General features: G+C 69.4%; 15 protein-coding genes. 7 read left to right on the forward strand and 8 right to left on the reverse strand.

Annotation, left to right across the window (positions count from 1 at the left end):
• Positions 1–11: 11 nt before the first annotated feature.
• The 3 genes from AC07FA_RS20295 to AC07FA_RS20305 all read right to left on the reverse strand — a co-directional run bounded on the left by AC07FA_RS20295 (position 12) and on the right by AC07FA_RS20305 (position 2,021).
• Complete coding sequence (locus AC07FA_RS20295) at positions 12–530, reverse strand: DoxX family protein (protein ID WP_479077161.1); 519 nt, start codon at positions 528–530, stop codon at positions 12–14.
• 5 nt (positions 531–535) lie between these two features.
• Positions 536–1,198 carry a hydrolase gene (locus AC07FA_RS20300; protein ID WP_479077162.1) on the reverse strand — a complete coding sequence of 221 codons (663 nt, stop codon included), beginning with the start codon at positions 1,196–1,198 and terminating at the stop codon, positions 536–538.
• Positions 1,199–1,682: 484 nt separating this feature from the next.
• Positions 1,683–2,021, reverse strand: a complete 339-nt coding sequence (locus tag AC07FA_RS20305) for a thioredoxin family protein (protein WP_479077164.1) — start codon at positions 2,019–2,021, stop codon at positions 1,683–1,685.
• A gap of 105 nt (positions 2,022–2,126) precedes the next feature.
• On the opposite strand from AC07FA_RS20305, the gene AC07FA_RS20310 reads away from it, so the two are divergent.
• Entirely contained in the window at positions 2,127–2,360 is a 234-nt protein-coding gene (locus AC07FA_RS20310; protein ID WP_479077165.1) for a hypothetical protein, read from the forward strand.
• Between the two features lie 278 nt (positions 2,361–2,638).
• Here the strand turns inward: AC07FA_RS20310 and miaA are convergent, their stop codons facing one another.
• Positions 2,639–3,577 carry a tRNA (adenosine(37)-N6)-dimethylallyltransferase MiaA gene (gene miaA, locus AC07FA_RS20315; RefSeq protein ID WP_479077167.1) on the reverse strand — a complete coding sequence of 313 codons (939 nt, stop codon included), beginning with the start codon at positions 3,575–3,577 and terminating at the stop codon, positions 2,639–2,641.
• A 238-nt stretch (positions 3,578–3,815) separates the two neighbouring features.
• Here miaA and AC07FA_RS20320 point away from each other — a divergent pair, with 238 nt between their 5' ends.
• On the forward strand, positions 3,816–4,055 hold the full coding sequence (locus tag AC07FA_RS20320) for an antitoxin (RefSeq protein ID WP_479077168.1): 240 nt from the start codon (positions 3,816–3,818) through the stop codon (positions 4,053–4,055).
• A gap of 76 nt (positions 4,056–4,131) precedes the next feature.
• On the opposite strand, the gene AC07FA_RS20325 is transcribed toward AC07FA_RS20320, so the two are convergent.
• Positions 4,132–4,851, reverse strand: coding sequence for a class III extradiol dioxygenase subunit B-like domain-containing protein (locus AC07FA_RS20325; RefSeq protein ID WP_479077169.1), 720 nt, complete (start codon positions 4,849–4,851; stop codon positions 4,132–4,134).
• Positions 4,852–4,882: 31 nt separating this feature from the next.
• A complete protein-coding gene (gene miaB, locus AC07FA_RS20330; RefSeq protein WP_479077170.1) occupies positions 4,883–6,403 on the reverse strand; it encodes a tRNA (N6-isopentenyl adenosine(37)-C2)-methylthiotransferase MiaB in 1,521 nt (506 codons plus the stop codon).
• A 152-nt stretch (positions 6,404–6,555) separates the two neighbouring features.
• On the opposite strand from miaB, the gene AC07FA_RS20335 reads away from it, so the two are divergent.
• On the forward strand, positions 6,556–7,554 hold the full coding sequence (locus tag AC07FA_RS20335) for a TAXI family TRAP transporter solute-binding subunit (RefSeq protein ID WP_479077171.1): 999 nt from the start codon (positions 6,556–6,558) through the stop codon (positions 7,552–7,554).
• Positions 7,555–7,558: 4 nt separating this feature from the next.
• Here AC07FA_RS20335 and AC07FA_RS20340 read toward each other — a convergent pair whose 3' ends face one another.
• Both AC07FA_RS20340 and AC07FA_RS20345 read right to left on the reverse strand, forming a co-directional pair.
• Positions 7,559–8,953, reverse strand: coding sequence for a sensor histidine kinase (locus AC07FA_RS20340; RefSeq protein WP_479077173.1), 1,395 nt, complete (start codon positions 8,951–8,953; stop codon positions 7,559–7,561).
• 15 nt (positions 8,954–8,968) lie between these two features.
• Positions 8,969–9,661: a response regulator transcription factor gene (locus tag AC07FA_RS20345; protein ID WP_479077174.1), complete on the reverse strand. Its 693-nt coding sequence runs from the start codon at positions 9,659–9,661 to the stop codon at positions 8,969–8,971.
• 303 nt (positions 9,662–9,964) lie between these two features.
• Between AC07FA_RS20345 and AC07FA_RS20350 the strand changes: the two genes are divergently transcribed.
• From AC07FA_RS20350 to AC07FA_RS20365, 4 genes are all read left to right on the forward strand, one after another.
• Positions 9,965–10,750, forward strand: a complete 786-nt coding sequence (locus tag AC07FA_RS20350) for an amino acid ABC transporter ATP-binding protein (protein ID WP_479077176.1) — start codon at positions 9,965–9,967, stop codon at positions 10,748–10,750.
• Positions 10,751–10,809: 59 nt separating this feature from the next.
• A complete protein-coding gene (locus tag AC07FA_RS20355) occupies positions 10,810–11,643 on the forward strand; it encodes a glutamate ABC transporter substrate-binding protein (protein ID WP_479077177.1) in 834 nt (277 codons plus the stop codon).
• Between the two features lie 98 nt (positions 11,644–11,741).
• Positions 11,742–12,410 carry an amino acid ABC transporter permease gene (locus AC07FA_RS20360; RefSeq protein ID WP_479077179.1) on the forward strand — a complete coding sequence of 223 codons (669 nt, stop codon included), beginning with the start codon at positions 11,742–11,744 and terminating at the stop codon, positions 12,408–12,410.
• Positions 12,407–13,318 (forward strand): amino acid ABC transporter permease, encoded by a 912-nt coding sequence (locus AC07FA_RS20365; RefSeq protein WP_479077180.1) that lies wholly within the window; start codon positions 12,407–12,409, stop codon positions 13,316–13,318. The genes AC07FA_RS20360 and AC07FA_RS20365 overlap by 4 nt, the downstream gene beginning before the upstream one ends.
• Positions 13,319–13,410 lie beyond the last annotated feature (92 nt).

The following is a 13,410-nucleotide window of genomic DNA, read 5'->3' on the forward strand; positions in this document are numbered from 1 at the left end:
GCGGCTCGCGCTCAGCGCCCGTCGAGGGCGTCCCTGCGGGCCTCCGGGGCCGGACGGTGCAGGACGAGCCGGGTGAGCAGCCCGCTGCCGAGTCCGGCCACGAGCGCGAGAGCCGACCACCACAGCGGGTACGGCGTGAGACCGAGGGCCGCGTCGACGGACCAGGCGCCGGGGCCTGTGGCGGCGAGGGCGGCGGCGGTGCCGACGAGGACGAGCGGATACTCGTACCCGTCGTTCTGCACCCAGAGGCCGTGACGCCATTTCACGGTGAGCGCGACCGTCATCACCCCGATGGCGCCGGTCGCGGCGAGCGGGGTCAGGAAGCCGGCGGCGAGAAGCAGCCCCGACCCGATCTGGCCCCCGCCCGCCGCCAGGGCGGTGAGGGCTCCGCCGCGGAAGCCGTCGGCGCGGAACTCCTCGGTACCTCCCTCGAGTCCCCTGCCGCCCAGATGGGAGCTGATCTTCTGCACTCCGTGGGCGGCGACGAGCAGGCCCACCAGCAGACGCAGGATCAGAATGCCGGTGTCCACAGGCGTCAGCCTGCCGCGTGCGCGCCGATGACACTCTGCGCGTACACGACGCCCAGGCCGTAGGCGCCCGCATGGGCCTTGACGATCTCCATGACCGCGGGGTAGGTCTCCTGACGCGCCCAGTCGCGCTGCAGCTCCAGGAGGACCTGCACCCAGGTCACCGGCACCGCGCCGGCGGCGAGCATCCGCTGCAGCGCGTGCTCGTGGGCGGCCGGGCTGACGCCGCCGGACGCGTCGGAGACCACGTACACCTCGTAACCCTGCTCCAGCGCGGAGAGGGCGGGCAGCACGAGGCAGACCTCGGTCCACAGGCCGGAGAGGATGATCTTCTTACGCCCGGTCGCCTTGACCGCCGCCACGAGCGCCTCGTCCTCCCAGGCGTTCATGGTGGTGCGGTCGATGACCTCGTTCTTGGGGAACACCTCGGCGAGCTGCGGGAGCAGGGGCCCGGAGAACGACTCGGCGGCGACCGTGGTGAGGACGGCCGGCACGTCGAACGCCTGAGCCGCCTTGGCGAGACCCACGGTGCTGTTGATGATCGCGGCGCGATCGCCGCTCCCGGTGCCGAAGAACATCTGCGGCTGGTGGTCCACGAAGAGCATGACCGCGTTGTCGGGCGTGAGCAGATCCGCGCTCGGGGCGGCCTGCACCTTGTCTATGTCGAACATGAGGGGTCCTCTCGAAGCAGTCGGCAACGTGCCCGCCACCTCCGCGGCTCGGCACGTCTTCAAGCTACGAGCGACCCGACCGACCGCATTGACCTCCTGCGCCCAGGGGTTGGCACGACAGCGCACAACCGGTCAAGGGCCAGAGCCGCGCGGCGTCACGGGCGCGAACGCGCGAGGTCGCGACGCCGGCACACTCGCCCCGAGGCTTCTCCGAGACGGCGCGTAACCACACTCCAACCCAACGAAAGGCCACCTCACCAGCGGAAACACCGCCAGGAACGGGGCCCGCACATCATCGGGGATGCCCCTATGTCCCCTGCCGAGTTCGAGCAGCGGAAGGCGCGCCTGCGCGGCCTCCAACGCCCCCGTATCGGCCCGACCGCATCCCCGTTGCGGCCGGGCTTTCGCATGGGCGGCAAGGAGGGCTTGGCGCGCGAGGGCGCCACCGGACTCGTCGCCGCCTCTCACGCCTGCCCGCGGCGGCTCAGAGTTGGCTGTCCAGGCACTGCCGTGCCTCGGCGGCGGTCAGCGGCCCCGTGCCTTGTGCCACCGTCCTGCCCTCCTTCAGCAGGACGTATGACGGGGCGCTGGTGATCCCATAGCGACTGGTCGTGGCGGGACAGCGCGTCATGTCCGTGCGGACGGCCGTCAGTCGGCCCGCGTATTCGTCGGCGAGGCCGCCCACGACGAGGTCCATCTCCCGGCAGGGCTCGATCGCCTTCGGCCATGTCCCGATGAAGTAGGCGAGAACCGGGACTCCGCTCATCCCGAGGATGAAATCGAACTCCGCATCCTCACGGGGTTGGTGAACTCGCTTCGCCATGGAGGCTCCTGCTCTAGCGTTCCGTGTTTCCAGCCCATTGTCCTCCGCCACCCTGGCAGGCCGGCCCCGCTGAGCCGTTGCCTCGTCCGCTCCCCGGCGCGTCAAGTGATCTCCCCGCAGCGCTTCGACCTTCAGGTCCACTACAACGGCGCCTGGCACTCCGGCGGCTCTCGGTACTTCCCCCTCGGCACGAACGGAAAGTCGGCGATCAGCCTCGGGGCACCCGGCGAGTCCGGGATCCGGGCGCGGACGCGGTCCGTCTACGTCAACGGCACGTCCGGCGACAACGTCAACTCGACCACTTACGGCGCCTGGAAGTACCTGTACTTCTCCAAGTAGCCCTCACCAGGGGACGCGTCGGCCGGCCCAACCACCTTCCGGTTGCCTGCCTTCCGGGGCCGGCCGTCGCGCTGCCAAGGGGGGCAGGGAGTTCGCCACCCGGGGCGGCCGACGGACCCGGCCTCGACCCGCCGGCCGTCAGGCTCTACAGCGGTTGGGAACGGTTCTCCTGGCTCGTCGAAGTCTGCTGAAGCCCCGCAACCCAGGATTCTTTCTGACCTGCGTCGATGCAATGCAGCGCTGGGGTTCCTGCTACACGTCGTTCTCTCCCCACGCCATCAGGCTGTGACCGCTCGTTCGACCAACGCCAGCGCCAGATGCGGGAGTTCCGCGCGCCCGTCGGCGGCACCACTCAGCCAGTGGACGCGCGGGTCGCGGCGGAACCAGGAGTCCTGGCGGCGCGCGAACCGCTTGGTGGCACGCACGGTCTCGGCGCGCGCCTCGTCCTCCGTGCACTCGCCCGCGAGTGCCGCCAGGACCTGCTGGTAGCCGAGCGCCCGGGAGGCCGTGCGCCCCTCGCGCAGCCCCTGGGCCTCCAGAGCACGCACCTCGTCGACGAGTCCGGCTTCCCACATCCGGTCGACGCGGACGGTGATCCGCTCGTCGAGCTCGGGACGGCCGACGTCCACACCGATCTGCACGGCGTCGTAGACCGCCTCATCACCGGGGAGGTTGGCCGTGAAGGGCTTGCCCGTGATCTCGATTACTTCCAGGGCGCGCACGATGCGGCGCCCGTTGCTCGGCAGGATGGCCCGCCCGGCCGCCGGGTCCGCCGCGGCGAGCCGGGCGTGCAGGGCGCCGGAGCCGCCCCGGTCGAGCTCCTGTTCCAGCCGGGCGCGCACCTCGGGGTCCGTACCGGGGAACTCCAGGGCGTCGATGGCGCCCTTCACGTAGAGCCCGGAACCGCCCACCAGGACGGGGGTGCGGCCTTCGGCCAGCAGCCGGTCGATCTCCGCACGGGCCAGCCGCTGGTACTCGGCGACGCTGGCCGCCTCGGTGACGTCCCAGATGTCGAGCAGCCGGTGCGGGATGTCGCCGCGCTCGGGGACCGTCAGCTTCGCTGTGCCGATGTCCATCCCGCGATAGAGCTGCATGGAGTCCGCGTTGACCACTTCGCCACCGAGCTGCTGGGCGAGAAATACCCCCAGATCGGACTTTCCGGCTGCGGTGGGACCTACGACGGTGATGACGCGGGGGGCGGAAGCAGGTGTTCTCACCGCCCCAGTCTCCCAAACACGCAGACACTTCCCGAACGCACGCGGAGTGACTTCCGATCTGGCCGGGTACACGAAGCCGAGAGCCGTAGGCCGCCCGCACGCGAGTAAAATGTTGTACAAATATGCAGTACACGTATTGCCTCGCAGCTCTCATCCGCACCGGTCCGTCGACGAGGCAACGGATAATGGAGCTGCAGAGCACGCCCGAGCACAGTCCCCACTGCACGGAAGGTGACCCATGGGTTTCCTGGACAATCTGAAGGCCAAGCTCGCTCCGGCCAAGGACAAGGTCGGCGACCTCGCACACCAGCACGGGGGCAAGATCGAGCAGGGCCTCGACAAGGCCGCGCGAACGGTCGATCAGAAGACCAAGGGCAAGTACAGCGACAAGATCGTGACCGGCACCCAGAAGGCCAAGGACGCCGTGGACCGGCTGGGCCACAAGGACGGGGGCGGCACCAGGCCGCCGACTGCCTGACCTCGAAGGACCGCGTACGGAGGAGGGCCCGGAGCGCATGTGCTCCGGGCCCTCCTTTGCACGCCGGGTCAGAACGTCATGACCAGGCGGCGACGGTGTAGCCCACGCCGTACGGGGCATCCGCGTACAGCAGCTGGCCGCCCAGACCCGCGCCTTCCGCGGCCCCCGCGAGTACCTGCCAGGGCGCCCGGCCCGATGCCTTGAGCTGGTACGCCAGCGACGCGTCGAGCCTGTTCAGAGCGGGAAGATCGGCGTCACCCAGGGCGCGCGTCACGGCCGTGTCGAAGTCCACGGCCCGCTCGTCCAGGTAGCCGGGTGCCTTCACCGTGCGGCAGGCGCTTCCGTCCCCCATCACCAGCAGGGCGACGCGGTCGGCCCTGACCGCCAGCTCTTTGCCGGCCAGGGCGCAGCTGTCGGCCGCCAGCCGCTCCCCCACGCCCAGGCCCTCGACCGCGGCGGCGGACCACCGCGCTCCATCCAGCAGCCACGCCCCCACAGCCAGGGAGGCCGGAAGCCGGCGGCCCACCCCGGCGGAGTCGCGGGGCGGGCCGCCCAGCCGTACGGAGAGGTCCACGCCGAAGCCCTCGAAGGAACCGGTCGCTCCGGCGGCATACGGTCCTTCGCCTCCGTCGTCGGCGGTCCCGACGACGATCAGCAGATCCGGGCGGGCCGCGGCGAGTACGCCCAGGGCGTCCCCGCACGCGGTCCGTGCGGTATCGAGCTCGGGCGCCGCTCCGGCGGCGACCTCGGGAACCAGGAGCGGCGGGCAGGGGCAGACGGCGGCAGCGACAAGCATGCCGGTCAGCGTACTGCGAAGGTCCCCGGCGTCAGTCGCGGCCGCAGCCGGGAGCCGAAGCGGCCGGCAGCGGTGCCGGGGCGCCGATGCCGGGCAGACCCAGCATCACTCCGGCGGGCTTGGCGGCGGCAGCGGCGGTACGCGCCTCCCAGGCGTCACCGGAACGCGTCCGGCGTACGCCGAGGGGGGTGCCCTCGGCGAGCAGGTGGTGCGGAGCCGCGTACGTGATGTCGACCGTCACCACGTCGCCGGGCCGCACCTCCTGGGCGGGCTTGGTGAAGTGGACCAGACGGTTGTCGGGTGCGCGGCCGGAGAGGCGGTGCGTGGAGCCGTCCTTGCGGCCCTCGCCCTCCGCGACCATGACCTCCAGGGTCCGGCCGACCTGCTTCTTGTTCTCCTCCCAGGAGATCTCCTCCTGGAGCGCCGACAGACGCATGTACCGCTCCTGGACGACCTCCTTGGGGATCTGGCCCTCCATGTCGGCGGCGGGCGTCCCGGGGCGCTTGGAGTACTGGAAGGTGAAGGCGTTCGCGAAGCGCGCCTCACGGACCGCGTGCATGGTCTGCTCGAAGTCCTCCTCGGTCTCGCCGGGGAAGCCCACGATGATGTCGGTGGAGATGGCGGCGTCCGGCATCGCGGCGCGCACCTTCTCGATGATCCCGAGGAAACGCTCCTGCCGGTACGAGCGCCGCATCGCCTTGAGGATGGTGTCCGAGCCCGACTGCATCGGCATGTGGAGCTGCGGCATCACGTTCGGGGTCTCGGCCATCGCGGCGATCACGTCGTCGGTGAAGTCACGCGGGTGCGGGGACGTGAAGCGGACGCGCTCCAGGCCCTCGATGGCGCCGCAGGCACGCAGCAGCTTGGAGAACGCTTCCCGGTCGCCGATGTCGGAGCCGTACGCGTTCACGTTCTGGCCGAGGAGGGTCACCTCGGAGACGCCCTCGGAGACGAGTGCCTCGATCTCGGCGAGGATGTCGCCGGTACGGCGGTCCTTCTCCTTCCCGCGCAGCGCCGGGACGATGCAGAAGGTGCACGTGTTGTTGCAGCCGACGGAGATCGACACCCACGCGGCGTAGGCGGACTCACGGCGGGTGGGGAGCGTGGAGGGGAACGCTTCCAGGGACTCGGCGATCTCGATCTGCGCCTCCTCCTGGACGCGTGCGCGCTCCAGCAGCACCGGGAGCTTGCCGATGTTGTGCGTACCGAAGACGACGTCCACCCAGGGGGCCCGCTTGACGATGGTGTCTCGGTCCTTCTGGGCGAGACAGCCACCGACCGCGATCTGCATCCCGGGGCGCTTGGTCTTCATCGGCGCGAGCCGGCCGAGGTTGCCGTAGAGCTTGTTGTCGGCGTTCTCCCGCACCGCGCAGGTGTTGAAGACGACGACATCGGCGTCACCGTCGGCGTCCGCGGGCGCACGGACGTATCCGGCGTCCTCCAGGAGCCCCGACAGCCGTTCCGAGTCGTGGACGTTCATCTGGCACCCGTAAGTGCGTACCTCGTAGCTTTTCTTGACGTCCACTGCTTCGCTCCGGTTGCCGCTGCTCATGCGACAAGGGTAGGCGGTACCGGGAATGCCCCTTGCCGCCGGAGTCACGGCCCAGGCTCCCGGGGCCGGGCCCCGCCCCCGGGAGCCGCCCAGGGAGCCGCCCCCGAAGCCTGGGCCTGGCCATTACGGGGAGTGGCTGGCAGGATCGCGCCATGCCCTCCGTACTGTCCCGATTCGACCGACGACGCACCCTTCAGGGGGGTGCGGCCGTCATGGTCGTCCTGGGGCTGCTGCTGTGGTGGCTGCTCCCCCTGGGCGAGTCCTCGCCCACGGGCTCGCTGACGTTCTCCACAGGGGTACGCAACGGGGTCTACCAGCGCTACGGCGAGCGGCTCGAAGGAGCGCTGGCCAAGGACATGCCCGAGGTCTCCATCCAGCTGCGGACGAGTGAGGGCTCGCAGCAGAACATCGAGCGGGTGGCGGCGGGGAAGGCGGACTTCACCATCGCCACCGCCGACGCCGTGGCGACCTACATGCAGAACGGCGGACCGGGCGCTCAGCGGCTGCGCGCCTGTGCCCGGCTGTACGACGACTACGTGCAGCTGGTCGTGCCCCGCGACTCGGGCATCGAGAAGGTCGCCGACCTGCGGGGGAAGCGGGTCGGTGTGGGTCAGCCGGGGTCGGGGGTACGCCTGGTCGCCGACCGGCTGATGAGCGCCGCGGAACTCAATCCGGCGAAGAGCGTCGTCCCGGTGCCGGTCGGCATCGACACGATGCCGACCCGGCTGGCGAACGGCACTCTGGACGCCTTCTTCTGGTCCGGCGGTCTGCCGACCAACGCCGTGCAGGAGCTGTCGGAGCGGTTGCCCATCCGGCTGGTGCCGCTGGAGGACCCGCTGATCGCCCGGCTCCAGGCGGCCGGCGGATCGACCCGGTACTACCGCTCGGCCGTGATGCCGGCCGATGCCTATCTCAACGCGCAGCAGGGCCAGGCCGTGCCGACGGTCGCGGTCGCCAATCTGCTGGTCACCACGGACCGTACGGACCCGGCGATGACCGAGGCGTTCACCCGGACCGTGATCGACAGCCGCGACCGCATCGGACGTGAGGTGCACTCGGCGCAGGTGGTGGACCTGCGGACGGCCGTCTACACCGATCCGCTGCCGCTGCACGAGGGTGCCAGGCGCTACTACAGGTCGGTCAAGCCGTAGACCGTCAGGCGTGTGGAGCGTTACGCGGCACGGTCACCGTCACCGTCAGCCCGTGGGGCTCGTTCCGGGCGTACGCGATCGAGCCCCGGCCCGCGGTGAGCAGCGCCCGCGAGATGGAGAGCCCCAGCCCTGAGCCCTTGACGTTCTGATGCCGGTTGCTGCGCCAGAAGCGGTCACCGATGCGCTCCAGCTCCTGGCTGGTCAGCCCCGGCCCGCGGTCGGCGACCCGCACGGTGACGCTCTCGCCCGTGGACGCGACGGTGACCCGTACCTCCTCGTCGGGCGGCGTGAACTTGAGCGCGTTGTCGATGACGGCGTCGAGCGCGCTGGAGAGCGCGATCGGGTCCGCCCAGCCGGTCGCGGCCGGTGCCCCGTCCGCCAGGAGCCGCACCCCCTTCCCGTCGGCCAGCGGGCGCCACGACGCGACGCGCTCGGCCGTGAGCGCGCCGATGTCCGTGAGCTGGAGGTCGGCGGCGGCGTGCTCGGCCAGTGCCAGGTCCAGCAGGTCGTCCAGGACCTGGGCCAGACGCTTGCCCTCCGTGCGCACCGCGGCGATCTCCTCGTTCCCCTCGGGGAGTTCGAGCGCGAGGAGCTCGATCCGCAGCAGCAGCGCGGCCAGCGGGTTGCGCAACTGGTGCGAGGCGTCGGCGACGAAGGCGCGCTGCTGCTCCAGAACGTCTTCGACGTTGTCCGCCATCTCGTTGAACGAACGGGCCAGGCGCCGGAGTTCCGGGGGGCCGCCGGAAGCGGCGACCCGGGACCGCATGCGGCCGCTGGCGATGTCGTGCGTGGCCGCGTCCAGGATGCGCACGGGCAGCAGCACCCATCCCGTGAGCCGGAACGCGGCGCCGACCGCGACCAGCAGGGCCAGGGCCTCGCCGAGACCGATCAGCAGCCAGCCCCGGAGCGTCCGGGACCGCATCTCGCCGGTGGGAGAGTCGATGACGACGACGGCGACGACATCGCCGTCCCGTACGACGGGCGAGGCGACGACGACCCGGCCCGTCTGCCAGGGCCAGACCTGCGCCGGATCGTGGGAGCGGCGCCCCAGGAGCGCCTCCCGGAACGCCTCGCGGCCCTCGCCCTCGGTCGGCACCATCCACGAGGAGGGGGCCTTCGCCAGGGCCTGGTCGTCGCGGTAGAAGACGCCGGCCCTGATCCCGTACACGGAGTCGTACGCGTCGAGCTCGGCCTGGAGGATGCGCTGGCGCTCCTCGTTGCCCGGCAGGGACACGCTGACGAACTGGGCGAGCGAGGCGAAGCGCGCCGTGTCGTCGATCCGGTCCACCACGAGGCGCTGCTGCTCGGCGGCGGCCACCCGCCCGGCGAGCGGGACGCCCAGGGCGAGCAGGACGGCTGCCATGAGGATGATGAGCAGCGGAAGCAGACGGGTGTGCACGGGGAACGTACGCCCTTACGCGGGGGGCGAGACGAGCCGGTAACCGACGCCCCGCACGGTCTCGATCAGCGCGGGCAGCCGCAGCTTGGAGCGCAGCGACGCCACGTGCACTTCGAGCGTACGGCCCGTCCCCTCCCAGCTCGTGCGCCACACCTCGCTGATGATCTGCTCGCGCCGGAACACCACTCCGGGCCGCTGGGCGAGCAGCGCCAGAAGATCGAATTCCTTACGGGTGAGCTGGACTTCCTCACCGTCGACGCTGACGCGGCGGGTCGGCAGCTCGATCTGGACGGGGCCCAGGCGCAGCCCGGCGGCCGGCGTCGGGGCGGTGTCCTCACCGGCCGTCCTGCGCCGCGCGACCGCGTGGATGCGGGCGAGCAGCTCGCCGGTGTCGTACGGCTTGACGACATAGTCGTCCGCTCCGAGGTTGAGCCCGTGAATCCGCGACCGGACGTCGGCGCGCGCGGTCACCATGATCACCGGGATCGCGGAACGCTTGCGGATCTTGCCGCAGACCTCGTAACCGTCCTGGTCGGGCAGGCCGAGGTCGAGCAGCACGACACCGAAGGGTTCCTTCTCGGCGGGCAGCAGGGCCCGCAGGGCCTCCTCGCCGTTACGGGCGTGCACGACCTGGAAACCGTGCCGGGCGAGCACGGCGGACAGAGCCGCCGCGACATGGTCGTCGTCCTCGACGAGCAGCAGTCTCATCGACCCTCCTTCCGGCGCCCGACATTTTCGGGACGGTCGTATGTGGTTCTCCAGCTGTACATGGCTTCTTCGCCACCAGGGCATCCACGCCGATGACAGGGGCGTCAGTCAAGGCCCAGCCGGTTACAGCAGGGTTTCCGTTACCCACCCGGTACGCCCCGGCAGCGTCAAGGACGTCCCGTTCACGCGGTGTGTCCGGTTGCGGCCGGATCGTTATGCTCAATTTCCGCTCAGATGTAATGACGCTGGTCGCACTGCGTCACTAGTGTCCTTGCCAACCGAGGAGGACGGAGCATTAAGCCGATGAGCGGAGTTTCAGTGACCAAGGCCGCCGAGGATGCCGCGACTGCGGCGAACGACCTTGTCGTACTGAGCAACGTCAACAAGCACTTCGGCGCGCTGCATGTGCTCCAGGACATCGACCTGACCATCGCCCGTGGCGAGGTCGTGGTCGTCATCGGGCCTTCGGGGTCCGGGAAGTCCACGCTGTGCCGCACCATCAACCGCTTGGAGACGATCGACTCGGGCGCGATCTCGATCGACGGCAAGCCCCTTCCGCAGGAGGGCAAGGAACTCGCCCGTCTGCGTGCCGACGTGGGCATGGTCTTCCAGTCGTTCAATCTCTTCGCGCACAAGACGGTGCTCGAGAACGTGATGCTGGGCCAGCTCAAGGTCCGCAAGACCGAGAAGAAGGCCGCGGCGGAGAAGGCCCGCTCGCTGCTCGACCGGGTGGGTGTCGGCTCACAGGCGGACAAGTACCCTTCCCAGCTCTCCGGTGGCCAGCAGCAACGCGTGGCCATCGCACGGGCTCTGGCGATGGACCCGAAGGTCATGCTCTTCGACGAGCCCACGTCGGCGCTCGACCCGGAGATGATCAACGAGGTGCTGGAAGTCATGCAGCAGCTCGCCCGGGACGGCATGACCATGGTCGTCGTCACCCACGAGATGGGCTTCGCACGGTCGGCGGCCAACCGCGTCGTCTTCATGGCGGACGGAAAGATCGTCGAAGAGGCAACGCCCGACCAGTTCTTCAGCAACCCGCGCAGTGACCGGGCCAAGGACTTCCTGTCGAAGATCCTTCACCACTGAGTCCCGGATCAGCTGACCACTCATCTCGCGCACTTCGCGTCAACCTAGGGAATTTCACCATGCAGCTTCGTAAGGTCACCGCCGCCTCGGCAGCCGTGCTCGCGCTCGCCCTCACCGCCACCGCCTGTGGTTCCGGCGACAAGGACGACGCGGCTGGCGGCAAGAAGATCACGATCGGCATCAAGATCGACCAGCCCGGTCTCGGTCTGAAGACGCCCGAGGGCAAGTTCACCGGCTTCGACGTCGACGTCGCCACGTACGTCGCCAAGGAGCTCGGTTACGACGCCAAGGACATCAACTTCATCGAGACGAAGAGCGCCGACCGCGAGACCGCGATCGAGCGTGGCGACGTCAAGTTCATCGCCGCGACGTACTCCATCAACGACGAGCGCCTGCAGAAGGTCGACTTCGCGGGCCCGTACCTGCTGGCGCACCAGGACGTCCTCATCAGGGCCGACGACAACTCCATCAAGACGCCCGAGGACCTGAACTCCAAGAAGCTCTGCTCGGTCACCGGTTCGACGTCCGCGAAGAACGTCAAGGAGAAGCTGGCCCCGAAGGCTCAGCTGCAGAACTACGGCGGCTACTCCGAGTGCCTGACCGGCCTGGAGAACAAGGCCATCGACGCGCTGACCACGGATGACTCCATCCTCGCCGGATACGCGGCGCAGGAAGCCCACAAGGGCAAGTTCAAGCTGGCCGGCCTCCAGATGACCAACGAGAACTACGGCATCGGCCTGAAGAAGGGCGACGCCGACCTCAAGAAGAAGATCAACGCCGCGCTGACCAAGATGGTCACGGACGGCTCGTGGGACAAGGCGGTCGAGGCCAACTTCGGCCCCGCCGGCTACAAGAACGAGCTCGCGCCGCAGATCGGCAACGTCGTCAAGTAGGACTCCCGTCGCCAGGCGGTCCGAAGCCGGGCTGATGAGGTGCGCCGCCGCCGAGGCGGCGCACCGAGCCCTCCCCACACGTGGAAGCACGGGAGATCGTGTTCGACTTTCTTGAAGGTTACGACCTACTGGGGGCCTTCTGGGTGACGGTGCAACTCGCCGTCTACTCCGCCCTCGGTTCCCTCATATGGGGAACGCTGCTGGCCGGTATGCGGGTCGGCCCGGTCCCCCTCATGCGCGGTTTCGGAACCGCCTATGTGAATGTTGTCCGCAACATCCCGCTCACCGTGATCATCGTGTTCGCGTCGCTGGGCCTCTTCCAGACCTTGCAGGTCACCCTCGGGGGCGGAGACGACTTCACGGTCATCAACTTCCGGCTCGCGGTACTCTCGCTCGCCCTCTACACCGCCGCCTTCGTCTGCGAGGCGCTGCGCTCGGGCATCAACACGGTGCCCACGGGCCAGGCCGAGGCGGCACGGGCACTCGGGCTGAGCTTCACCCAGGTGCTGCGGCTGATCATCCTCCCGCAGGCCTTCCGCTCCGTCGTGAACCCGCTGGCCAACGTGCTGATCGCGCTGACGAAGAACACCACCGTCGCCGCAGCGATCGGCGTGGTCGAGGCGGCGTACCTGATGAAGGACATGATCGAAGCGGAGGCACAGCTGGTCCTGATCTCCGCGATCTTCGCGTTCGGATTCATCTGCCTCACCCTCCCGACCGGGCTCCTCCTCGGCTGGGTCAGCAAGAAGGTGGCGGTGAAGCGATGACGTCCGTCCTCTTCGACGCACAGGGGCCCCGCGCCAAGCGGCGCAACGTCCTGTACTCGGTGATCTTCGTGATCGCGCTCGCCGGCGTGCTGTGGTGGGTCTACGACGCCCTGAACGCGAAGCACCAGCTGGACTGGGTGAAGTGGGAGCCGTTCTTCACGAGTTCGCTGCCCTGGCAGACGTATCTCTGGCCCGGCCTCCAGAACACGCTCAAGGCCGCGTTCTTCGCTCTGATCATCGCTCTGCCGCTCGGGGCGCTGTTCGGCATCGGCCGGCTCTCCGAGCACCGGTCGGTACGGATGCCGTCCGGCATCGTCGTGGAGTTCTTCCGCGCCATCCCGGTGCTGATCCTGATGATCGCGGCGAACGCCGCGTACTCGGAGTTCACGACCATCGCCAGCGACGTACGTCCGCTGTACGCGGTCGTCACCGGCCTGGTGCTGTACAACGCCTCGGTCCTGGCGGAGATCGTGCGGGCCGGCATCCTGTCCCTGCCGAACGGGCAGACCGACGCCGCGAAGGCGATCGGCATGCGCAAGGGCCAGACCATGCTGTACGTGCTGCTGCCGCAGTCCGTGACCGCGATGCTGCCCGCGATCGTCAGCCAGATCGTCGTCATCGTGAAGGACACCGCGCTCGGCGGTGCCGTGCTGACCTTCCCGGAGCTGCTCGCGTCGGTCCGCCCGATGAGTGCGAACTACGGTGCGAACACCATCGCCTGCTTCACCATCATCGCCCTGATCTACGTCGTGGTGAACTTCGCGCTGACCTCGTTCGCCAGCTGGCTGGAGGCACGCCTGCGGCGCGCGAAGAAGAGCACGGGCGCGGTGGTCGGTGCCGGTCCCGCCGGCGGGCTCCAGACCATTCCGGCTCCTTCGGGCAACTCGGACGAGCTGCACAAGACCTGACGGGCTCTCGACAACCGACCTGCGGGGGGACCGGCGCATCTGCCGTGCCCCCCGCCACGGGTCTCTGTCACTTGACGCAAGCACCGGCAGTA

It is taken from the genome of Streptomyces sp. NPDC045968 (assembly GCF_056430475.1).